This window comes from Pantoea ananatis PA13 (assembly GCF_000233595.1).
In the GTDB taxonomy this organism is placed as follows: Bacteria; Pseudomonadota; Gammaproteobacteria; order Enterobacterales; family Enterobacteriaceae; genus Pantoea; species Pantoea ananatis.
In genome coordinates this window covers 4,243,084-4,266,289 of the sequence record NC_017554.1, presented here as the reverse complement: position 1 = coordinate 4,266,289, position 23,206 = coordinate 4,243,084, and the positions used below count along the sequence as shown (strand labels likewise).

Here is a 23,206-nt window from a genome sequence, read left to right as displayed (position 1 = left end):
CGGCAGAATTCGCATTATCATAACGCCTGGAAATTGTTTGATAATGATTCAATCGACGCACAATGGATCCTGGGATGTGGCCGCACAGTGCTTCCTGAATTCCCTGATCCGTGAAACCAAGGACTGGCGACTCAGCCAGGGTGAACCCGCCGAGTTAGTGATTCCGTTGGCGGAAGAAAAGGCCCTACACTTTAAGGTGGCTTACTTTTCTCCTACCCAGCATCACCGTTTTGCCTTCCCGGCCCGGCTGGTCACTCACCGTGGCAGCGAGACGGTGACGTTCGCCACCGTTGCCAGACTGATTGTCGATAAACTGCAACATCAGCAACAGCTGCCCGCTCCCGGCTGTGAGGCGTTTTACCAGCGCGTGATGGAAAGCCATGTGCATACCGCTGAGGCAACGGCTGCCCGCCACGACTGGCGAGGCCTGCGTGAGAAAGCCCTGAACTTTGCCGAAGCAGAGCAGGCCCTGCTGGTCGGGCACGCCTTCCATCCGGCACCCAAATCACATGAACCTTTTACGCAGCAGCAGGCCGAACGTTACCTGCCTGATTTTGCGCCACATTTTCCGTTACGCTGGTTTGCGGTGGATAAAGACCAGTTGGCGGGTGACAGCCTGCAGCTGACGTTGCAGCAGCGCCTGACGCGCTTTGCGGCAGAAAACGCGCCGCAGTTACTGCATGCGCTAACCGATCGGCAGTGGCTGTTCCCGCTCCATCCCTGGCAGGCGGACTATCTGCTCCAGCAGACCTGGTGTCAGCAACTGGTGGAAAAAGGCCTGGTTACTGACCTGGGTGAAGCCGGTGCGCCCTGGCTGCCCACCACCTCATCGCGTTCGCTGTACTGCGCGACCAGCCGCGACATGATCAAGTTTTCCCTGAGCGTGCGGCTGACAAACTCCGTCCGCACCCTGTCGGTCAAAGAGGTCAAACGCGGCATGCGGTTGGCGCGTCTGGCGCAGACCGACCGCTGGCAGGACATGCAGGCACGCTTCCCGGCGTTTCGCGTGATGCAGGAAGATGGCTGGGCCGGACTGCGCGATGCGCAGGGCACGATTATGGAAGAGAGCCTGTTCGCACTGCGTGAAAACCTGATTGTCGACAGGCCGCAGAGCCAGACCAACGTGCTGGTTTCCCTGACGCAGTCCGCGCCGGACGGCGGCGACTCACTGCTGTCTGCCGCAGTAAAGCGCCTGAGCCAGCGCCTGCACATCAGCGAAAAACAGGCTGCGCATGCCTGGGTCGACGCCTACTGTCAGCAGGTGCTGAAGCCCCTGTTTACCGCCGAAGCCGATTACGGCCTGGTGCTGTTAGCCCATCAGCAAAATATCCTGGTGGAAATGGAGCAGGACCTGCCGGTTGGCCTGATTTATCGCGACTGCCAGGGCAGCGCCTTTATGCCTCACGCCGCAGGCTGGCTGGACATGATTGGCGAAGCGCAGGCGGAAAACGTCTTTAGTCGCGAGCAGCTGCTGCGCTACTTCCCCTATTACCTGTTAGTGAATTCTACCTTTGCCGTCACGGCGGCACTGGGCGCGGCGGGCATGGACAGTGAAACCCATTTGATGGCGCGGGTACGCGATGCGTTAAGTGCGCTACGTAACGAGGTCACGCACAAGGGCTGCCTGGATTACGTGCTGGAAAGCCCGCACTGGAACGTCAAGGGCAACTTCTTCTGTTACCTGCACGATCACAATGAAAACACCATCGTCGATCCGTCGGTGATCTACTTCGACTTCATCAACCCACTGCTGTCTCAGGAGCGCTAAATGTCTCAGGCAACGATTGTTCACAGCGGCCACGGCCTGCGTTGCGAAAAGTCAGGAAAAACCCTGAATCTGGGTTGGGGACAGGACAACAGTGCGGTGCTGCATTTTGCCGGTCCACTGCCCGAAGGCTGGCTGCGTGACGCGCTGGATCAGATGTTTATCGCTGCCCCGCAGCTTTCTGCCGTGGTGCTGCCCTTCGCAGAGTGGCGTGAAGAGCCTCAGGCGCTGGCGCTGTTTGCGGCCCTGAAAAGCGATATCGTCCACCGCGAGACGTTCTGGCAACTGCCGCTGTGGTTGTCTGCGCCTCGTCAGCAGGCCTCCGGCGAGATGGTATTTGATGCCGAACGTGAGATCTATTTTCCCCAGCGCCCAGCGCGACCTGATGGCGAAGTGTATCGCCGTTACGATCCGCGCGTACGGCGAACGCTGAGCTTCCGCGTGGCCGATCCTGCCCGGGATGCCGAAGCGTTTACCCGCTGGATGAACGATCCGCGCGTGGATTACTTCTGGGAGCAGAGCGGATCGCTGGCCACTCAGACCGCCTATCTTGAACGCCAGCTCGGCAGCAGCTATGCCTTTCCGCTGATTGGCTGTTTTGATGACGAGCCCTTCAGCTACTTTGAAATTTACTGGGCGGCGGAAGATCGTATCGGGCGGCACTACAGCTGGCAGCCGTACGATCGCGGTTTGCATCTGCTGGTGGGTGAGCCGCAGTGGCGCGGGCCGCACTTTGTGCAGAGCTGGCTGCGCGGCATCAGCCACTATCTGCTGCTGGATAATCCGCAAACCCAGCGCCTGGTGCTGGAACCGCGGGCGGATAATCAGCGCCTGTTTCGTCACCTTGAACCCGCGGGCTATACCACCGTGAAAGAGTTCGACTTTCCGCACAAGCGCTCTCGCCTGGTGATGACCCAGCGCGCCCGTTTCTTCAGCGAGGTGGGCCTGTGATGAATTCGCACGCATGGGAAACCGTTAACCGTCAGCTGGTGGCAAAAATGCTGGCCGAGCTGGAGTACGAGCAGGTCTTTCAGGCTCAGCCGCAGGGCGACAACCGTTACTGCATCAGTCTGCCGGGTGCCGAATGGCAGTTCACCGCCGAGCGGGGCATCTGGGGCTGGTTATGGATTGATGCACAAAGCCTGCGCTGTGCGGATGAGCCGGTACTGGCCCAGACGCTGCTGTGCCAGCTACAGCCGGTGCTGTCGATGAGCGATGCCACGGTGGCGGAACATATGCAGGATCTCTATGCCACGCTGCGCGGCGATCTTCAGCTTATGCAGGCACGTCAGGGCATGAGTGCCGATGCGCTGATTGATATGGATGCCGACCGCCTGCAGTGCCTGCTCAGCGGCCATCCCAAGTTTGCCTTTAATAAAGGCCGTCGCGGATGGGGACAAGAGGCGCTGGCGCGCTACGCACCCGAATATATGAATACCTTCCGCCTGCACTGGCTGGCGGTAAAGCGTGAGCATATGGTCTGGCGCTGCGACAGCGAGCTGGACATCCAGCAGTTGTTGCAGGCCGCGATGGACAGCGCCGAATATACGCGTTTCACCGAGGCCTGGCAGGCGCAGGGGCTGGACGACAGCTGGCTGCCTTTGCCGGTGCATCCCTGGCAGTGGCAGCAAAAAATCGCGCTCGATTTTGTCGCGGATCTGGCCACGGGCAATATGCTGTCGCTGGGTGAATTTGGCGATCGCTGGCTGGCGCAACAGTCACTGCGCACCTTGACCAACGCCAGCCGTCAGGGCGGGCTGGATATCAAACTGCCGCTTACCATTTACAACACCTCCTGCTATCGCGGTATTCCGGGCAAATATATCGCGGCGGGCCCGCTGGCCTCCCGCTGGCTACAAAACGTCTTTGCCACCGACACGACGCTGCAGCAGAGCGGGGCGGTGATCCTGGGCGAGCCGGCCGCCGGTTATGTTTCCCATCGCGGCTACGGCGCGTTGCCCGAAGCCCCCTATCGCTACCAGGAAATGCTGGGCGTGATCTGGCGTGAAAATCCGTCGCGCTGGCTGCACGCGGACGAAACGCCAATTCTGATGGCCACGCTGATGGAGTGCGATGAAAACAACCAGCCGCTTATCGGCGCCTACATTGCCCGCTCGGGCCTGAGCGCCGAGGCCTGGTTAAGTCAGATGTTCCGCGTGGCCGTGGTGCCGCTGTATCACCTGCTGTGCCGTTATGGCGTGGCGCTGATCGCACACGGGCAAAATATTACGCTGGCGATGAAAGACGGCGTACCCCAGCGCGTATTGCTGAAAGATTTTCAGGGCGATATGCGTCTGGTAAAGGACGATTTTCCGGAGATGGACTCTCTGCCTCAGGACGTCCGCGATGTGACGGCACGCCTGAGTGCTGACTATTTGATTCATGATTTGCAGACTGGCCATTTTGTCACGGTCCTGCGTTTTATTTCGCCGTTAATGGCGCGCCTTGGCGTTCCGGAACGACGTTTTTACCAACTGCTTGCCGCAGTGTTGAGCGACTATATGCAGGACCATCCGCAACTGTCGGCGCGTTTTGCGCTTTTCTCACTCTTCAAGCCACAAATCATTCGTGTCGTGCTGAACCCGGTAAAACTCACCTGGCCCGATCAGGACGGCGGAAGCCGTATGTTGCCCAATTACCTGGAAAATCTGCAAAACCCGCTGTGGCTGGTTACCAAGGACTGAATCATGACAAACACTGTTGATTTTATTGGCGTTGGCATTGGCCCGTTTAACCTGAGTATCGCGGCGCTGGCACACGAAGCTGAAGGCTTTACCAGCCAGTTTTTAGACAGCCGCCCAGATTTTGCCTGGCATCCCGGTATGCTGGTGCCTGACTGCCATATGCAGACCTCGTTTTTAAAAGATCTGGTCTCCGCGGTCGCGCCCACCAGCCCGTTCAGCTTTGTGAACTATCTGGTGAAGCGTAAAAAGTTTTACCGCTTTATGACTACCGAGTTACGTACCGTCTCGCGCGATGAGTTTTCCGACTATCTGCGCTGGGCTGCCGAGGGCATGAACAACCTGCGCTTTAATCACACGGTGGAACGCATCGATTTTGATGAGGCCAATAAACGCTTTGTGATTCGCAGTAACGGCGGGGAAAGCTATGCCCGCAACATCTGTCTGGGCATTGGCAAGCAGCCCTACCTGCCGCCCTGCGTAAACCGCATCAGCGCCACCTGTTTCCATGCCAGCGAAATGAGCCTGCGTAAACCCGACCTGCGCGGCAAGCGTGTGGCGGTGATTGGCGGCGGTCAGAGTGGTGCCGATCTGTTCCTCAACGCCTTCCGGGGTGAATGGGGCGAACCGGCTGAGGTCAGTTGGATATCACGCCGCAACAATTTTAACGCCCTGGATGAGGCCGCTTTTGCCAACGAGTACTTCACGCCAGAATACGTTTCCAGCTTTGTCGGTCTGAACGAGGCTGCCCGACAGAAAATGCTGGCTGAACAGAAGATGACCTCGGACGGCATCACGGCAGATTCCCTGCTGACGATTTATCGCGAGCTGTATCATCGCTTTGAAGTGCAGCGTCAGCCGCGCAATGCGCACCTGCTGCCGAGCCGCTCGGTCATTGAACTCAACAGTCATCACCAGGGCTGGCAGCTTCAGTTGCAGCATCAGCTTGACCAGGGCTACGACCTTATCGAATGCGATGTGGTGATTTTCGCCACCGGCTACCGGCCTGCGCTGCCAGAACTGCTCTCCCCCCTGATGAGCCGCCTGACTATGAAAGATGAGTGCACGTTCAGCGTGCGTGAGGACTTCACGCTTGAGTGGAACGGGCCAAAAGAAAATAACATCTTTGCGGTGAACGCCAGTATGCAAACCCACGGTATCGCGGAGCCTCAGCTCAGCCTGATGGCATGGCGATCCGCCCGTATTCTGAATCGCGCACTGGGGCGCGATTTGTTCGATCTCAGCACGCCGCCCGCCCTGATCCAGTGGCGCAGCGTCAGCCGGGAAAAACCGCAGCATGGCGCTGCGTCCACTAAAAACTATACCGAGTCCTTGGGGTAAGCCTTAACCTCGCACGCAGGAACGATAATGAAGACTAAAAACAAGAATATCTGGCTGCTTAATCCGCTGCTGTTAGCCATGATGGCGCCCGCGGTCGCACAGCAAACCAGTGAAAATGACATGGTGGTTTCGGCCAGCCGTACGCACCGTACGGTGGCAGAAATGGCTCAAACCACTTGGGTGATTGAGGGGGCCGAACTGGAGCAACAAGTCCAGGGCGGCAAAGAGTTTAAAGATGCGCTGGCGCAGCTGGTGCCGGGCCTCGACGTCAGTAGCCAGGGCCGAACCAACTACGGCATGAACATGCGCGGCCGCGCGATTGTGGTGCTGGTGGACGGCGTTCGCCTGAATTCTTCGCGCACAGACAGCCGCCAGCTGGATTCGATCGATCCCTTTAACATCGATCACATCGAGGTGATCTCCGGTTCAACCTCGCTGTACGGCGGGGGCAGCACCGGTGGCCTGATCAATATCGTCACCAAAAAAGGCCAGCCGGGCACCCAGTTTGAGTTTGAAACCGGCACCAAAACCGGGTTTAACAACAGTAAAGATCACGATGAGCGCGTGGCGGGCGCGATTTCTGGGGGGAACGATCGCGCGTCCGGACGGTTGTCGGTGGCCTACCAGAAGTTTGGCGGCTGGTATGACGGCAACGGCGATTCTGTTCTGCTCGATAACACCCAGACGGGCCTGCAATACTCCGATCGTCTGGATGTGATGGGCACCGGCACGCTTGAGATTGACGATCACCAGCAGTTGCAGCTGGTGACGCAATACTACAAGAGCCAGGGCGATGACGATTATGGCCTCTATCTTGGCCGAAACTTTTCGGCGGTAACCGGTAACGGTAACGCCTACACCAGTAAAGGACTGAACTCAGACCGTATTCCCGGCACCGAGCGCCACCTGGTCAGTCTGCAGTACTCTAATACCGATTTCCTGGGTCAGGAGCTGGTGGGTCAGGTCTACTATCGTGATGAATCTCTGGCGTTTTATCCCTTCCCAACGGTGTCCGGCGGGCGGGTGACAAGCCTCTCTTCCTCTAAACAGGATACTGACCAGTACGGCGGCAAGCTGGCAATCACCAGTAAACCGCTCGACAACCTGCAGCTGACCTACGGTGTTGATGCCGATCATGAACGTTTTAGTTCCAATCAGATGTTCTTTGATCTGGCACAGTCGGCCGCCTCGGGTGGCCTGAACAACCAGAGCATTTACACCACCGGACGCTATCCGGGTTATGACATTACTAACCTGGCGGCTTTCCTGCAGTCCAGCTACGACATCAACGATACCTTCACCTTGAGTGGCGGCGTACGTTATCAGTACACCGAAAACAAGGTGGACGACTTTGTCGGCTATGCCCAGCAGCAGGCGATTGCTAATGGCACGGCGCGTTCGGCCGATGCGATTCCAGGCGGCTCAACGGATTACGACAACGTCCTGTACAACGCCGGTATCCTGATGCATATCACCGAGCGGCAGCAGGCATGGTTCAACTTCTCGCAAGGCGTTGAACTGCCGGATCCGGGCAAGTATTACGGCAACGGCACCTATCGTCTGCAAAACGGCAACTACCAGTTGTTGAACAGCGTTAATGTCGATCAGTCGAAGCTTCAGGGCATCAAAGTCGATTCTTACGAGCTGGGCTGGCGTTACACCGGTAATGACCTGCGCACGCAGTTAGCCGCCTACTATTCGCTGTCAGACAAATCGATTTCGGTCAACCGCAGCGATATGACCATTAACGTGGACGATGACAAGCGCCGTATTTATGGCGTGGAAGGTGCGGTGGATTACTTTATCCCCGATACCAACTGGAGCACCGGCGTCAACTTCAACCTGGTCAAGTCTGAAACCAAAAAAGATGGCGGCTGGAAAAAGTGGGATGTCATTTATGCCAGTCCATCGAAAGCCACCGCCTATGTTGGCTGGTCGCCGGATCCCTGGAGCCTGCGCCTGCAAAGCACGCAGTCGTTTGACCTAACCGATAACGGCGGCAATAAAATTGACGGTTATACCACCGTTGATTTTATCGGCAGCTACCAGTTGCCGGTGGGCAAGCTGAGCTTTAGCGTCGAGAACCTGCTGGATCGCGACTACACCACGGTGTGGGGACAGCGTGCGCCGCTGTTCTACAGCCCGACCTATGGCTCGCCGTCGCTGTATCAGTACAAAGGCCGGGGTCGCACCTTTGGGCTGAACTATTCGGTACTGTTTTAAGTCTTCATTCTTGCCCGGTGTGACGCCGGGCAAGCCTCACTCAATCTCACTTTTTCCTCCTGTCGCCGCTAAACACGCTGTGCCGTTACATAATGTAAACAATACCTAAACGAATACGCTCAGTTTTGTCAGGTACATGCCGATAGTCTTTATGTGCGTACATTTAATGCACAAAGCATTTTCGTTTTAACGACCAGGCGGAACAAAAAATGACCATTACACAGCGACTTTTCCTGACCTTCTCCCTCCTTGCCGCCTCACTGGCTGTTCTGGCTATGGTGGCGATCACGGTGGTAACAGGATTTCAATCACGCTTCGATTACGTGCAGAGAAATACAATTCCTTCTATTACCGATCTTAATAAGCTTGTCGATAGCAGCAATGCCCTGACACTGCTGCTTTATCGCCATCAAAGTGCGACCGATCAACGCAAGCAGGCCCAGTTTGAGAAAGATATCGCTGGCGTGATTGCGGATCTGAAAAAGCAAAACCAGTATTACTTTGATCACGACCTTTCCAGTGCTGAAGACAAGGCCCTGAGCGAAAAAGCCTTTGCGGAGATAAAAGAAGCGGAAGCCAGGCTGCCGACCTTTTTTGCCGGGTCACGGGCACAAAATGATGCCATCGCGTTGGGCGCGATCCAGGGAGACAGTGGTGTGGGCCAGTCTGTTCGCGATCTGATAGCGGGGTTAAAGCGACAGCTGCAGCTGAATGTGGACATTGGCAAAACCTACAGCCAGCAAAACAATCAGGTTTATCAACAAACCTTGTGGGGCATGTCCGGCGGTTCGCTGCTGATTATCCTGCTGCTAGGCGCGTTTTCGGTGAAAACCATCTTCAGCATCCGTCGTCAGCTCAACGCGATTCGTGCCACCATGGAAAGCGCCAGCGAACGCCTCGATCTGACGCTGCGCGCAGATGAGTCGCGTCGCGACGAAATTGGCTTAACGGCCAGCGCTTATAATCATCTGGTCAGCAATGTGGCGCAGTCGTTGTCGTCCGTTGAACAGGCATCCCACTCTGTCGGCTCTGCCTCATCCGAGATTTCAGCCGGCAACGACGATCTCTCGGCGCGTACCGAAGAGCAGGCAGCGTCGCTGGAGGAAACGGCGGCCAGTATGTCTGAACTGAGCGAAACCGTGCGTCAGACGGCTGAAAATACCCGCCTCGCCAGCCAGCTGTCCAAAAATGCGCGTGAAATCTCGGAAGACAGCTCGGGCAAAGTCAAAACCATGCTGAGCACCATGTCCGATATCAAAAGCAGTTCAGCGAAAATCAACGACATTATTGCATTGATTGAAGGCGTTGCCTTCCAGACCAACATCCTGGCGCTGAATGCGGCCGTTGAAGCCGCCCGTGCCGGTGAGCAGGGACGCGGTTTTGCCGTGGTCGCCGGAGAGGTGCGTAATCTGGCACAGCGCTCTTCTTCTTCTGCCCGTGAGATCAAAGCACTGATCGAGTCCTCCATGCGCTACGTTGAAACCGGTGCCGCTCAGGCTGAAGAAGTCGGACAAAATATGGGCCGGATGAACGATGCCGTGCGTCAGGTAAACGATCTGGTCGATGAGATTGCGGTGGCGGCAAGCGAACAGTCGCAGGGCATTGGTCAGGTACATGAAGCGGTTAATCAGATGGACAGCGTAACCCAACAAAACGCCGCACTGGTGGAGCAGGCTTCTGCCGCTGCGCGTTCGTTAACGGAGCAGTCCACCACGCTGCAACAGCTGGTGGCCGCCTTTACCATCCGTTCAGCTCAGGTTGTCGCCGCTAAGCCGCCTTTAGCCGCCGTGACGGCCGCGCCCGTGCTGAAGCGTCCACAGCTTGCGGCGGCAGGTGCAGGTGCGCAGGAAGATAACTGGCAGAGTTTCTGATCGTGGCGAAGCAGTGGCCCGGGCGGCCGCTGCTTTTAAAGGGTTACGAACTTCTGTGCAGCGTCAACGGCGTTGATAACCAGCGGGCAACGCGTTTGCCTGCCTTAATGGCGGGTTTTTCAATCCAGAAAAACATCACGGAGGCCAGCGCCACACTGATGCTAATGGAGAGGATGAAAATCATCAGATTGTCCGTCCAGGCTTTATCCGCCAGGCTGTTCATCAGCAATATCATCATCGGATAGTGGATGAGATAGAGCGAATACGAGATATCGCCAAAGAAGATCAGCGTGCGGTTATGACCACTTTCCGTGCGGTAACCCAGCATCACCGTGATGCTCATAATGGCCGCCGCCAGCCAGAAACCGCCATGCAGGCCAAACGGCTGCGGCCCAATCATCAGCGCTGTCGCAAACGCCAGTACCAGCCCCACCTGCAGTATTCTGCGCATCTGAGGATTCAGCTCAGGGAGCTTTTGTCTGACGATTAATTCAGCCAGCATCATCCCTAAGATAAACTCCATGCAGATGGTATTGCTGATAAGTTTGATCCACGCCTGCCACCAGTGCGTCACCGCCATATCAGGCGAAACCTGAGAGGAAAAGGTAAAACTGCCGTTGTAATACAGCTGAAAGCCCACGCTGGAGGCGAGGAAAATCAGTGCACACAGGAAGCTACGGTAGCGATAGTTTATGCACATCGCCACGGTGAACACGGCGTAGAACAGGATCTCATAGGAAAGCGTCCACGGCGGACCTAATGCGCTGAATCCAAAGGTCGGCCCGGGGCTGCTGTAATCCTGCAGGCAGAAGTAGAGCGCACAGGACATATCCTGAAGCGAACGGTCGTGATAAACCACCACGAACGAGAGCAGCCAAACCACAAAGAAGACCGGCCAGATGCGGAAAAAGCGTTTCACCATGAACGACGTCGGCGCTTCGTTAAACTGATGCGTAATAAAAGTCATGATGAAGCCGCTGATAATAAAGAATACGTCCACGCCCAGCGCGCCGGGGATGTGCCGGGTCCAGTGACTTTCTAACAGCGATGAGTTGTGCGCCAGCACCACAAGTAGCGCAGCCAGGCCGCGCAGATACTGGATTGAGACGATTTTCATGAGCGTTACAGGCCTGTCAGTTTACTCAATCACGGCGTTCGCCTGAACGAACCGGTTAGGGTTAAGCGTAGGCCGTATTGTAAAAATGCCTTAACGATTATCAACCGCCATTTAGCAGCCAGAAAAAAAGGGTTTTGCCTGATAGCCTAATTTTGCCGAAAAATGGCGACGATCGACGGAGTTAGGCGCACAGGATCAGAAGTGCGCCGTTGGGATTTCAGAGGGTTCTTAAACAAATATGATGACTTGAGGGGATACAGGCACTACGCGGACGCGCGCGGAAAGACGCTCCCGCCCATGGCGCGCCGGAAGATCTCAATCGTCCACATCCACAGAATATGCCCCAACGTCTCCGAGGCGATTTCCGCTAACGGCAGGTGCCACAAGGGCGGTGCCCAGCCGTTCATCGGCAAGATCACGCCGTGAAAGCCCAGGGTAATGAGCAGGGCAAACGCTACGCCCTGGCCCAGCGTAACGACCGGGAGGATCTCGGCCATGGCGCAGTAGAGCAGGGCGAAGACGATTGAGAACAGGTGGTGAACCCCGGCAATGCCCCAGTTCACCACGTGACCGGAATAATGATAGACCAGGTTGCTGACGTTGATCCCCATATCCTGCAGCATCTCCGCAGGGGGAATCGCCCTGTCAGGCGTTCTGGGCGGAAACGGATTCTCCGTTCCCCATTTTACGAAGCTGGCAACGTTGCCGCCCCAAAACCCTGCCCAAAGCGCCGGACCATAATGCCGGTCGGCAGGGGACGTCAGACGAAACGACCTGTTCATAGTTAACCGCTCCTGCTGAGTAAGATAACCACCGTGGATTACTGCCCGTAATAGGCATTTGCTCCATGCTTTCTGAGAAAGTGCTTGTCCAGTAAGGGCTGTTGCATGTGGGTAATACCGGGCGTCAGCTGGCGGGAGAAAATGCCCATATAGGCGATCTCTTCCAGCACCACCGCATTGTGGACCGCGTTATCGGCGTCTTTTCCCCAGGCAAAGGGCCCGTGCGCGTTAACCAGCACGGCAGGAATAGCGGTCGGGCTGATGCCGCGCGTGCGAAAGGTTTCAATAATCACTTCGCCGGTATTGTGTTCATAGTCGTGGGCTATTTCGGCCTCCGTCATCAGCCGGGTGCAGGGTATGGCCCCGTAAAAGTAGTCGGCATGGGTTGTGCCCCAGGCGGGCAGATCCTGACCGGCCTGCGCCCAGATGGTGGCGTGGCGCGAATGGGTATGCACAATGCCGCCAATATCCGTAAAGGCGCGGTAGAGCGCCAGGTGCGTCGCGGTATCCGACGAGGGTTTTTTACTGCCTTCCACCACCCGTCCGCTTTCCAGTTCCACGACCACGATGTCGTCCACCGTCATGCCGTCGTACGCCACGCCGGAGGGTTTGATGGCCATCAGCCCCTGCGCGCGATCGACAGCGCTGACGTTGCCCCAGGTAAAGGTCACCAGCTGATGGCGCGGCAGCGCCAGGTTGGCGGCCAGCACCTGCTCTTTCATGGCGGCTATGCTCATACTAAACCTCCTTCCTGCATTTTCTGTTCAATCCAGCGCCGGGCCTGCACGATCTCGGCAACCGGCTCCTCGGCTTTTTCCGTCCACATTTCAATCAGGAACGATCCGCGATAGTTCAGCGCCTTAAGCGTGCGGAATACGCCGACAAAGTCCACGCAGCCCTGACCAAAGGGGACGTCCCGAAACTGGCCCGGCGAGCTTGCGGTCACGGGTTGGGTATCCTTTAAATGAATCGCGGCGATGCGATCAATACCCAGGGTCAGTTCGGCGGTGACATCATTGCCCCAGGCGCTGAGATTGCCCACGTCCGGATAAACGGAAAACCATGGAGAAGCCTGCTGCTGCTCCCAGACTTTCCACTTGCTGATAGCGTTCATAAACTCGGTATCCATGATCTCAACCGCCAGCATCACCTGCGCCGCGGCGGCGCGTTGCACCGCACGTGACAAGCCTTCGGCAAAGCGCGCTACGGTGCCATCATCGTGAGGTTCGTAATAGACGTCGTAACCGGCAAGCTGAATCGTGCGGATCCCCACGTCCTTTGCCAGTTGGATGGCGCGATCGATCAGATCGTCTGCCCGCTGGCGGATCGCCGGATCGTGACTGCCAAACGGAAAGCGGCGATGCGCCGACAGGCACATGGAGGGAATGGTCACGCCGGTTTCAATCATGGCGTTGACCAGCGACAGGCGCTGCTCTTTGCTCCAGGTCAGGCGCTCCAGCCGCACGTCGGTTTCGTCTACCGACATTTCCACAAAATCAAAGCCACAGGCTTTTGCCAGCGCCAGTCGTTCAGGCCAGGTGAGGTTAGCGGGCAGGGCTTTCTCGTAAATACCTAACGGATGCTGGCGTTTCATACTGTTCCCCAAATGCTGGCAATGGCCTGATGGAATTCCGCTGCGCGTTGAATGCCGCTGGCGGGATCGCTGAGGGCGCGCCCGGCGATAAACGCTTTCACGTCAACGTCTTTAAATTGCGCAAGATCCTGAGGCGTAATGCCGCCCGTGATGGAGAGCGCAAAACCCAAATCCGACAGGGCTTTCATGGTATCCAGGTCATGCTGATTCCATTGCTGCCCGCTGGCCTGGGCATCCCGCCCCCGATGGTAAATGGCCTGTTTCAGCCCCAGTTGCCGCCAGCGGCGGGCATCGTCCAGCGTCCAGTGACCAAACAGTTCGATTTGAATATCGCCCTGGTGCTGCTGCGCCACGTCCAGCGCGCTGGCAAACGTCGCCAACGGTGCGGCACAGATGACCGTCATCCAGCTTGCGCCCGTCGTGAAGGCCATGTCTGCCAGCGTGCCGCCGGCATCTGCCACTTTATAGTCGGCCACCAGGGTCTTTTGCGGATGCTGCTGGCGCAGACGGCGCACGGCTTCGACTCCGCAGCTCAGGCACAGCAACGTACCGGCTTCGATGATATCGACATGCTGATGCAGCTGCTGTGCGGTCTCCAGCGCCGCATCCAGCGCGGTATGATCCAGCGCCAGCTGGAGTAAAGGCAGGCTCATAAGAGGGCTCCTTGTGCGTCACTCAGGACGCGGATCAGATGCTGATAACGCTGATACTTTTGCTGATAACGGGCATGCCGTGTGCTGTCCGGTAGCCAGGTGACGATATCCGGCGCCAGGGCCTGCTGGGCCTGCTGCAGCGAGGTGTAAGCACCGGTGCCGGTCAACGCCACCAGCGCCGCGCCCAGACAGCCGCTTTCGCTGATCTGCGGCACTTCAACGCGCAGGCCGCTGGCATCGGCAAACATCTGCATCCAGGGCGCGGAGCGCGTAGGGCCGCCGCTCAGACGCAGGGCAGTGACCTGAGGAAAGCGTTGCAGAATGCGGTTGAGATGCGTCAGGTGGGAGAACACCACGCCTTCGTAGATGGCCTGCACCAGGTGGGCACGCGTGTGGCCCGCCTGCAGACCAAAGAAACTGCCGTGCAGGTCGGCCCCGGCGTTGGTGCCGTACAGAAAAGGCAGAAACAGCAGCGCGCTGCTGGCAGGTTCCAGCTCCTCGACCCACTGATTTAATTGTTGGTAGTCGCGGATGCCCCACTGCTCGCAGAACCACTCCAGGTTTGCCGCCGATGTCGGGCTGGCTTCGTGGATAAGATACTGGCCTTCAATGGCATAGCGACCGTAAACGTAGGGATAGTCTGCTTCATCGCTAATGCAGTCGGTAATGCCGCTGGTCACCGACCAGGTGCCCATCACCGCGTTCAGGCGCGTTGCGTCATTCAGTCCCGCACACAGCGCGGTGGACATCACGTCAAACAGGCCCCCGACCACAGGCGTGCCGGGCAGCAAACCGCATGCGGCGGCAGCCTGCGCGGTTACATAGCCGGCAATCTGCGTTGATGCCACAATCGGGGGCAACGCCGGCACGATCTCGCTGATATCCAGCATCTCAGCCAGCGCGGGCGACCAGTCTGCCGCCTGCATGTCGTACAGATTGGATTCAGAGATGTTAGTTTCTTCACAGGCCAGCTCGCCGGTCAGACAGAAACGCAGGTAGTCGTGGGCCATCAGTACGCTGCCGATTGCGGCGTAGCGCTGCGGCTGATGCTGCTTTAGCCAGCGCAGGAGCGACACCGGATGGCCGGTCCAGAGCGTCTGCCGGGTGAGAGGATAGAGTTTTTGCGGCATGCCTTCCCGCTGCCACTGTTGCACCAGGCTCAGGGCGCGACGATCGGAGGATAAGATGCCATTTCCCAGCGGATTGCGATCTTTATCCAGCAGAAACAGCCCTTTACCCTGAGCAGAGATGCCTAATCCAGCGACGTCGGCGGCATCCTGACCGCTGCGGGTCAGTACTTCGCGAATGACCGCTGCTGCCTGCTGCCAGAGCAGCGTCATATCGCGTTCGGCATAACCCGGCTCTGGTACCTGTACCGGCAGGTTTTGCCGCGCAACGGCCAGCTCGCGGCCCTGCCTGTCGTAGAGTCCGGCTTTAATAAAGGTGCCGCCGCAGTCCAGTCCCAGCCAGCGTTTCATAACGCCTCCCGTTTCGCAGAATCACAGCGGGCAGGCAGGGTCATTGCCAGCAGCGCAGCCAGCGCCAGCGAAATGGCAAGGCTGTAAACCCCGGCATCTTTGCTGTAGAACGCCATCAGCACGCCGACCATGTAAGGCCCACAGAAGCCGCCAAGGTTGCCCAGTGCGTTGATCAGGCCGCGTGCCCCGCCCGCGACCTCGGCATTGAACAGGCGCGGCGGAATACTCCAGAACACGCCCGCTGCAGACTGAATAAACACGCCACAGCCCACCAGCGCCGCGTAGGACCACCAGATATGCGCTTTTAGCAACACCGACAGCGCCATGCATAGCGCAAAACCTGCCAGTGGCAGCGCCACAAACAGCTTGCGCCGCCCGGTTGCATCCGAAAGAACAGAAAACAGAAACATGCCGAAGATCGCCCCGACGTAGGGCAGTATGGCCAGCATACCAACCTGCTCGACATTGCCGTGGGTCAGTTCTTTCAGAATGGTGGGCAACCACAGGGTGTAGCCGTAAATGCCGGTCTGATAAAAGAAATTGACCAGAATCAGCCGCCACATCACGGGCTCGTGCATGACCTTAAGCAGAGAAGCGTTCCGCACGTTCTGCCCTTTGATTATCAGTTGCTCGTTGTGCAGGGTCGTAATCAGATACTGCTTTTCAGCCGGAGAAATCCACTTCGCCTCCTGCGGCCGGTTGCTGATGGTGAAATGCCACAGGGCCATGACGACCAGCGATAACGCACCTTCCACGTAAAACAGCATGCGCCAGTCCCAGCCGGTAATGATCCAGCCGGAGAGCGGCGCGGTAATGATCCCGGCGATCGGGACAAACATGATCACAATCGCATTGGCGCGGCCGCGCTCGGCATCCGGGAACCAGTTGCCGATCATCGTCAGCACCACCGGCAGCATGCCGCCTTCGGCGATCCCTAACGCAAAGCGCAGTACCAGCAGCTGGTACTGACTGGTTGCCATGCCGGTCAGTATCGAAATGACTGCCCAGGCCAGCAGCGACCAGCCAATAAAGCGTTTGCCGTTACCGTAGACGGCCAGCTTGCCGCCTGGCACCTGCAAAAACAGGTAACCAATGAAGAAAATACCGCCCGCCAGACCGGCCATTGAGGCGCTGATGCCCAGTTCGGCGTCCATTCCGCCCGGCATGGCAAAGGCAATATTAACCCGATCCATATAGGAAATGATGCAGGTGATCAGGACAGGCGGAATGATCCGTAACCAGCGCAGGGCAGGGATCTTTTCACGGTTAACGGCAGTTGATGTCAGACTCATGGCCTTTCTCCTTGCTTACGCCAGATCGCAGGTGGGGATCTTGACCACCACTTTGCGAATCGGTCCTGGCGTGCTCACCGCGCAATTAGGCCGGTGGATATCCTGCGGAAAAAACACGGCAAAGGTGCCCGGCAGCATGCGCACCTGGGTCTCATGCGGCACGTGCTGGTAAAAAATAATGTCGCGCTCCGGGTCGTAAGGCTGATGCACCGCGAAATCCACAGGCTGCGTTGCGACGCCGATGACTTCTTCGCCCGTAACCAGGTACTGCACATCAATGTGCAGGCGGTGTGCTTCCGGGTAGTTCTCCTCGGCCGGAACGGTGTGCAGATCCAGTACCTGCATAATCCAGCCGGTTTCACTGTCCTGATAACGTCCCGCCGCCAGGGTGAGCAGGTCGTAGCGGGTCAGGCAGGCGATCGCTTTGGCGATCGCCGGAGGATAGTGACGCGGGTCGGTATTCGCGATGTGTCCGGTAATCATGATTCCCTCCTTACAGCGCCTGGATACGCGCCCAGACGCGCTCATCTACCGGAATGCCAAGTCGCTGATTTTCAGCCCGCAGCGGCGGAAACTTATCGCCGGGCAGGCGAATGGCCTGCGCGCTGTCGGCCCGTTCAGCGTTGATAATCGATGCCCGGATGCGGTCGAGCTTGTGCTGGCGGGTTTCACCGTCGATAAGGCGGTCAACATCAATCGCGATAAAGACCTGCGAGATGCCGAATTCATCGCCGTTGTCGTGTGTCACTTCGGTGACGGAGGCACCGTTGGAGAGCAGGGTGGCCAGCATGTCCAGCACCACCGACAGCGCGGAGCCTTTCCAGTAACCCATGGGTAAGATGCGACGGTTCTGCTCAAGAGTGGCCGGATCGCGCGTGTAATTGCCTTCATCATCAAATCCGCCATCGACCGGCAGGCTCTTACCGGCCAGACGGTTCACTTCCAGCATGCCGTAGGAGAACATCGACATCGACATATCCACCATGGTGATTGGCTCGCCTGGCACGGCGATGATCAGCGGGTTGGTGCCGATAGCGCCGCTTTTCGCGCCCCAGGGCGGCATCACGGCAATGGAGTTCGTCCAGCAAATGCCCACAAAGCCCTTTTCGGCTGCCTGCCAGCCATAACTGCCGCCGCGCATCCAGTGATTGGCATTACGCAGTGCTACCAGCCCAATACCGTGATCCGATGCCAGGGCCATAGCACGATCCATCATCCCGTGCGCGGTGATGTTGCCGATGGCGCGCTGCGCATCCCACTGCTCGATCGCGCCCAGCGACAGGACTTTTTGTGGCTCCGCCTCGGGCACGATATGGCCAGCATCCAGCTGCTGAATAAACCGCGGGAAGCGGTTTACGCCGTGGGAATACACGCCGTTGAGACTGGTTTCGGTAAACATGCGCGCGCAGGCTTCGGCTTTATCCTGAGGCACGTTACGACCTGTAAGTACGCGGAGAAACTCCTCATACAACTGCTGATAGCTGATTCTCATACGACTGATACTCCCAGCGTCACCGCTTTATTTCATAATGTGGAATGTCATTTCAACTAAATGCTATGGGGAAAAGCCGGGCCAGTCAAAGAAATGACCGAAAAATTAATCAATAAAAATCAGCATCTTATATTTATTTTCGGCTTTTGTGATCTCTGGCTTATTCGCCAGATTTTGCCCACAGACGGGCCGGTCAGCCCAAGAGAGGCTGACCTGATTGACGCGTGCGGCATCCCTGACTGAGCAGACGGCTTAGGGCAGCCTTACCCGGTAGAGCGACGTGTTTGCGGTGATATAGAGTTCATTATTATCCGGCCCACCCAATGTGCAGTTGGATACCGTTTCAGGGATCGGAATTTTGCCTTTGCGCTCTCCGTCGGGGTTAAAAATAATCACGCCGTCTGCGCAGCTACAGTAAATGTCGCCGTGAGAATCGACACAGAATCCGTCCGGGAAGCCCGGCGTGACATCGGCAAAAAACTGGCCGGGCGACAGCTCGCGTCCTTTAACCTGATAGACCCGGAGCTGGTGGCGCCCCAGGGTTGGAAAGTCCACCACCGACATATCGGCAACATACAGCAGGCTCTCGTCGGGCGAAAACGCCAGCCCGTTAGGCCGTTGCAGATCGCTGGCCGCAATACTGAGCTGCCCGGAGGCGGGATCGAAGCAGTAGAGATAGCAGCCAATCACCTGACTCGGGGCCAGATAGCCTTCGTGATCGTTAACGATCCCGTAAGGCGGATCGGTAAACCAGATGGTGCCATCGGCGCGGATCGCCAGATCGTTGGGCGAGTTAAAGCGCTTGCCCTCTACTTTGTCGATCAACACGTTGACCGTGCCATCCAGTTCGGTCCGGCTGATAGCCCGGCGGCCGTGTTCGCAGCTAACTACGCGTCCCTGCCCATCCCGGGCATTACCGTTGGCATAGTTAGCGTGATGACGCCAGATGCTGAGCTCACCGTTGCGCTGCCAGCAGTACATGCGGTTGCCTTTGACATCGCTGAATACCACCGCATCGTGCTGCGGCAGCCATACCGGGCCTTCGGCCCAGATGGCAGGGGAACACAGTTTTTCTACCTGCATGCTGCTGGCCTCCGTTACTTCACGCCCCAAATGGTTTTATAGTGCTGCTGATAACCGTTTTCGGGGTCATAGTTATTTTGCGGTCCGCCATCCCGGCTAATATTTTCCTGAGTAATTAAGTGCGCAGGCGTGACATAGCCGGAAGGCGGCTGGCCAGCGAAGGCGCGGTTGAACTCATCCAGCAACTGCCAGCCGTGGAGTTTTAACGGTTCCGCCACGGTTGCCGACTGGCTTTCGCCATTGCGAATACGCTGGAAGGCCGAGACAGACCCGTCGCCCGCAGAGATATTGTATGGCGCGTTTTTGCCCCCCTTGCCTGCGGTTTTCAGCGCCGGTGCCATGAAGTCAAAATAGAGATCGTTAATCGCCAGCGAGTACTGCCAGCGGTCGCCGTACTTCTGTAACAAGCTGAAGGTGAGTGACGGCATACGGTTAGAGGTATCGGCCAGTGGCGTATCAATAAAGTCGATGACCTTACACTCGCTGCATTTTTCAATTTCCTGTTTCATCGCATTGGCTTTATCCAGCGCGATTTTGTACAGCGAGTCGGTAAAGATGATGACCTGAGCTTTACCGCCTGATTTCACCACCGCGTACTGTGCCGCCAGGCGGGCAACCTCATTTGAGTCAGAAGTAATGTTATCCGTAATGCCGTACTGCTTAATCGGGCCTGGCTGTGGCTCCGCATGCCAGGCCATCAGCACTATCTTTTGCTGGACCGCTTTTTTGAGCGGCATTTTGGCGACGTTGGGGTTCCAGCCGCCAATAATGATGCCGTCAGGGCGCTGGGCAATAGCCTGATTCAGCGCGGCAAGCTGATCTTTCACCGACCCCGCACCGTCCAGCGTATCCAGCTTCCAGCCCGCCACTTTCGCCGCCTCGCTCAGCCCCTGCTGAACCCCCTGTACGCCGCCATTTTTCATATCTGAGGCGATAAAAATCAGTTTCTTGTTCGCCTGCAGTTTCGGCCCCGTGGTAGGGCCATCCCAGGTGGTGGCGCTGGACGTGGCTTTGGCGACGGCCGCGGTGGCCTGTTCCAGGTAGCTGTCTGCATGAGCGGGCAGAGAGGCGACCAGCATGGCAACGAGAGAAAGACCAAATACCGGATTTTTCATAATGAGTTCCCTGGTGTGATGGTTTTTTGCTGTGGGTCAGGTGTTGTTGCTGGCGTGCTCTGACTGCGCACGACAGCTTTTTGGTTCAACATACGGCGACGCTGGGCGTAGCCGGCAAGCGTAATCGACAGCAACAGCGTGGCACCGTTAAATAAGGGTTCAACCCAGAAGGCGCCGCCAAACTGCTGAATACCGGCGATACCAATAGCCAGAATGGCGATGCCCACTACGGTGCCCCAAACGTTAACCCGTCCCGGACGAATGGTGGTGCTGCCCAGAAAGGCGCCCACTAAGGCAGGCAGCAGGTAATCCATCCCGACGCTGGCCTGGCCGACGCCCTGTTCTGCGGCAATCAGCACGCCGCTGAAGCCGGTAATGACGCTGGAGGCGATAAAGGATCCAATGACGTACTTATTAACGGCGATGCCGTTGAGGCGTGCCGCGACGGGATTACCGCCCACGGCATACATGCATCTTCCCAGCGGCGTATGCTCGGTGACCAGCCATAACGCCAGCGCCAGGCCCAGCACATAGAATGCGCCAATCGGAATGCCAAGGATTTCCGTGCTGTGCAGCGCGCTGAACGCATCCGGTAAATCGCCCACAATTTGTCGGCCGCCGGAGTGCCACAGCGCAATCGCATACAGCACCGTCCCGGAGCCCAGCGTGGCGACGAAGCTGTCAATGTCTGCCAGCGCGACCAGGATGCCGTTAAGCAGGCCATACAGGGCCGACAACACCAGCACCGTCAGCACCGCCATCTGCCAGGAAAAGCCATATTCCACCTGCAGCGTAATGGCCAGGATGTGCCACAGCACGATGCCAAAACCGACGTTGAGGTCGATTTTGCCAACGATCATTGGCAAGGTGGCCGCCAGCGCCAGCAGCGCAATTTTTGCCTTACTGGACAGAATCGCCTGTACGGTCAACATCGAAGCGAAGGTGGGGGACAGAACTGAAAACAGTAACGCTAACAGCACGCATAACAGCAGTAGCCCGTAGCGGGTGAGGATCTGCATCGACCACGGCGCAAAGCCATGCTGAGCAAGGCTGACCCGTTGTTCGAGCGCGGTGGACTTCACCGAGGTTTTAGACATTTCGTTTCTCCTGACTGCCTGTTCAGACGGTAGCTAATGGAGCAGCAGAACTGGCCGAGGCCAGCTCCAGTAAACCTGCAAACGTAACCTGTTCATTTCTCAGCTCACCCACCACCTGGCCCCGGTTAAACACCAGCGCGCGGTTGCAGATATGAGCAATTTCTTCAAGGTCATTGGAAATCACCAGCACCGCCACGCCTTCGGCGAGGGCTTTATTGAGCAGGTGATAAATCTCTTCGCGTGCGCCGACATCCACGCCAGCGGTAGGATCTTCAAGAATCAGTAGCGGTGCGTTGAGGTGCATCCAGCGGGCCATGACCACTTTCTGCTGGTTGCCGCCGGACAGGGCGCTGATATCCAGGTTGACGTCTTTGGGACGCACGTCGAACAGCTGGACTTTCCACCAGCTGGCGCCTACCTCGGCGCGGCGACCATAATGCGATATCAGCCGATGACCGCTGGCGCAGGGGTTAATAAACAGGTTTTCACGCACGCTCATCGACATCACCAGACTTTCGCCCGTGCGGTCGCCTGCCACCAGTGAGATGCCCGCTGCCATCGCCTCACGGGGAGAGCGTGGGTGGCAGGGGTTGTCGCGAAAAATAACCTGTCCGCTGGTGGCCTGCTTCAGGCCAAACAGCATTCGGCCTATCTCTTCCTGACCGGCTCCGCGCAGTCCTGCCAGCGCCAGCATCTCGCCTGGCTGCAGGCTAAAAGAAACCGGCCCGACTTCGTCAATGCACAGCTGGTTCAGCGACAGCACCGGCGGCCGCGCCTCGGGCAGCGCAAGGCGCTGGTTACTCTCCAGCGCCTCGCCCACAATCATTTCCACCAGATCGTGAAGCTTGTAATCTGCCGTGACGCCTTCCGCAACGCGTTTACCGTCTCGCATCACGCAAATACGGTCGGCAATTTCGATCACCTCATCCAGGCGATGTGTCACGTAAATCATGCCGACGTTGCGGCTTTTCAGGCGTTCAATCACGCCAAACAGGTGGCGCACGTCGTTGGCGGGCAGCGAGGCGGTGGGCTCATCCAGCACCAGCACTTCGGCGTTGACCGCGACGGCACGGGCGATGGCCAGCAGCGATTTCTCTGTCCGCGACAGTTCAAACACGCGGGCATCGGGGTCCAGCTGAATACCGACTTCCTCCAGCGCCGAACGCGCCCGCTCACGCACCGCCCGCCAGTTGACCAGGCCAAAGCGGCGGTTGAATCCCATCACCAGTGCCATATTTTCCGCCACGGTCATCCACTCAATCAGCCCCAGGTCCTGGTGAATAAACGCGATGGGCTGGCTGGTTGCCGTTTTCAACGCGGCGGCGGATGCCGTGACGTTTCCCTGAAAGGTAATCTGCCCCTCATCGCTGGTATACACGCCAGCCAGCACTTTGATCAGGGTGGATTTACCTGCGCCGTTTTCCCCCAGCAGCGCCACCACCTCGCCGGGGAAGACGTCCAGACTCACATCATTAACCGCGGGGTTGCCGCCAAAGCGTTTGGTGATATGGCTGAGTGTAAGAACCGGTTTATCCGGATGAGGTTGCATTTCTGCCTCCCGTGACGCCTGGTGAGTATCGGCAGCAAGAGCGGCGACCGCTCGTTGCTAATTTCAATATGTG

General features: G+C 57.7%; 19 protein-coding genes. 6 read left to right on the top strand and 13 right to left on the bottom strand.

Features of this window, described 5'->3' with window-relative positions; genetic code table 11:
* Positions 1-43: 43 nt before the first annotated feature.
* The 6 genes from iucA to PAGR_RS20135 all read left to right on the top strand — a co-directional run bounded on the left by iucA (position 44) and on the right by PAGR_RS20135 (position 9,881).
* Entirely contained in the window at positions 44-1,768 is a 1,725-nt protein-coding gene (gene iucA / locus PAGR_RS20160; protein ID WP_014606887.1) for an aerobactin synthase IucA, read from the top strand.
* Positions 1,769-2,716, top strand: a complete 948-nt coding sequence (gene iucB, locus PAGR_RS20155) for a GNAT family N-acetyltransferase (RefSeq protein ID WP_014606886.1) — start codon at positions 1,769-1,771, stop codon at positions 2,714-2,716.
* Entirely contained in the window at positions 2,716-4,449 is a 1,734-nt protein-coding gene (iucC, locus tag PAGR_RS20150) for an aerobactin synthase IucC (RefSeq protein WP_014606885.1), read from the top strand. The genes iucB and iucC overlap by 1 nt, the downstream gene beginning before the upstream one ends.
* 3 nt (positions 4,450-4,452) lie before the next feature.
* Positions 4,453-5,787, top strand: a complete 1,335-nt coding sequence (iucD, locus tag PAGR_RS20145) for an NADPH-dependent L-lysine N(6)-monooxygenase (RefSeq protein ID WP_014606884.1) — start codon at positions 4,453-4,455, stop codon at positions 5,785-5,787.
* Between the two features lie 27 nt (positions 5,788-5,814).
* On the top strand, positions 5,815-8,010 hold the full coding sequence (locus tag PAGR_RS20140; RefSeq protein WP_014595119.1) for a TonB-dependent siderophore receptor: 2,196 nt from the start codon (positions 5,815-5,817) through the stop codon (positions 8,008-8,010).
* Between the two features lie 209 nt (positions 8,011-8,219).
* Entirely contained in the window at positions 8,220-9,881 is a 1,662-nt protein-coding gene (locus PAGR_RS20135) for a methyl-accepting chemotaxis protein (RefSeq protein ID WP_014606883.1), read from the top strand.
* A gap of 43 nt (positions 9,882-9,924) precedes the next feature.
* On the opposite strand, the gene PAGR_RS20130 is transcribed toward PAGR_RS20135, so the two are convergent.
* The 13 genes from PAGR_RS20130 to PAGR_RS20065 form a co-directional block, all read right to left on the bottom strand.
* Positions 9,925-10,998 (bottom strand): acyltransferase family protein, encoded by a 1,074-nt coding sequence (locus tag PAGR_RS20130; protein WP_014606882.1) that lies wholly within the window; start codon positions 10,996-10,998, stop codon positions 9,925-9,927.
* Positions 10,999-11,261: 263 nt separating this feature from the next.
* Complete coding sequence (locus tag PAGR_RS20125) at positions 11,262-11,780, bottom strand: YagU family protein (RefSeq protein WP_013024257.1); 519 nt, start codon at positions 11,778-11,780, stop codon at positions 11,262-11,264.
* 38 nt (positions 11,781-11,818) lie between these two features.
* Positions 11,819-12,517 carry an L-ribulose-5-phosphate 4-epimerase gene (araD, locus tag PAGR_RS20120; protein WP_014606881.1) on the bottom strand — a complete coding sequence of 233 codons (699 nt, stop codon included), beginning with the start codon at positions 12,515-12,517 and terminating at the stop codon, positions 11,819-11,821.
* Complete coding sequence (locus PAGR_RS20115; protein ID WP_014595123.1) at positions 12,514-13,374, bottom strand: L-ribulose-5-phosphate 3-epimerase; 861 nt, start codon at positions 13,372-13,374, stop codon at positions 12,514-12,516. Before PAGR_RS20115 ends, araD begins: the two co-directional genes overlap by 4 nt.
* Positions 13,371-14,027, bottom strand: a complete 657-nt coding sequence (gene ulaD / locus PAGR_RS20110; protein WP_014606880.1) for a 3-keto-L-gulonate-6-phosphate decarboxylase UlaD — start codon at positions 14,025-14,027, stop codon at positions 13,371-13,373. The genes PAGR_RS20115 and ulaD overlap by 4 nt, the downstream gene beginning before the upstream one ends.
* On the bottom strand, positions 14,024-15,505 hold the full coding sequence (locus PAGR_RS20105; protein ID WP_014595125.1) for an FGGY-family carbohydrate kinase: 1,482 nt from the start codon (positions 15,503-15,505) through the stop codon (positions 14,024-14,026). Before PAGR_RS20105 ends, ulaD begins: the two co-directional genes overlap by 4 nt.
* On the bottom strand, positions 15,502-16,797 hold the full coding sequence (locus tag PAGR_RS20100; protein WP_014606879.1) for an MFS transporter: 1,296 nt from the start codon (positions 16,795-16,797) through the stop codon (positions 15,502-15,504). The genes PAGR_RS20105 and PAGR_RS20100 overlap by 4 nt, the downstream gene beginning before the upstream one ends.
* A 15-nt stretch (positions 16,798-16,812) precedes the next feature.
* A complete protein-coding gene (locus tag PAGR_RS20095; protein ID WP_014606878.1) occupies positions 16,813-17,280 on the bottom strand; it encodes a NanQ anomerase/TabA/YiaL family protein in 468 nt (155 codons plus the stop codon).
* 10 nt (positions 17,281-17,290) lie between these two features.
* Positions 17,291-18,289, bottom strand: coding sequence for a 3-dehydro-L-gulonate 2-dehydrogenase (gene yiaK / locus PAGR_RS20090; RefSeq protein ID WP_014595128.1), 999 nt, complete (start codon positions 18,287-18,289; stop codon positions 17,291-17,293).
* A gap of 252 nt (positions 18,290-18,541) precedes the next feature.
* Positions 18,542-19,372: an SMP-30/gluconolactonase/LRE family protein gene (locus PAGR_RS20080; protein WP_014595129.1), complete on the bottom strand. Its 831-nt coding sequence runs from the start codon at positions 19,370-19,372 to the stop codon at positions 18,542-18,544.
* 14 nt (positions 19,373-19,386) lie between these two features.
* On the bottom strand, positions 19,387-20,487 hold the full coding sequence (locus PAGR_RS20075; protein ID WP_013024267.1) for an ABC transporter substrate-binding protein: 1,101 nt from the start codon (positions 20,485-20,487) through the stop codon (positions 19,387-19,389).
* Positions 20,484-21,584 (bottom strand): ABC transporter permease, encoded by a 1,101-nt coding sequence (locus PAGR_RS20070; protein ID WP_013024268.1) that lies wholly within the window; start codon positions 21,582-21,584, stop codon positions 20,484-20,486. Before PAGR_RS20070 ends, PAGR_RS20075 begins: the two co-directional genes overlap by 4 nt.
* A 22-nt stretch (positions 21,585-21,606) precedes the next feature.
* Positions 21,607-23,133, bottom strand: a complete 1,527-nt coding sequence (locus PAGR_RS20065; RefSeq protein ID WP_013024269.1) for a sugar ABC transporter ATP-binding protein — start codon at positions 23,131-23,133, stop codon at positions 21,607-21,609.
* Positions 23,134-23,206 lie beyond the last annotated feature (73 nt).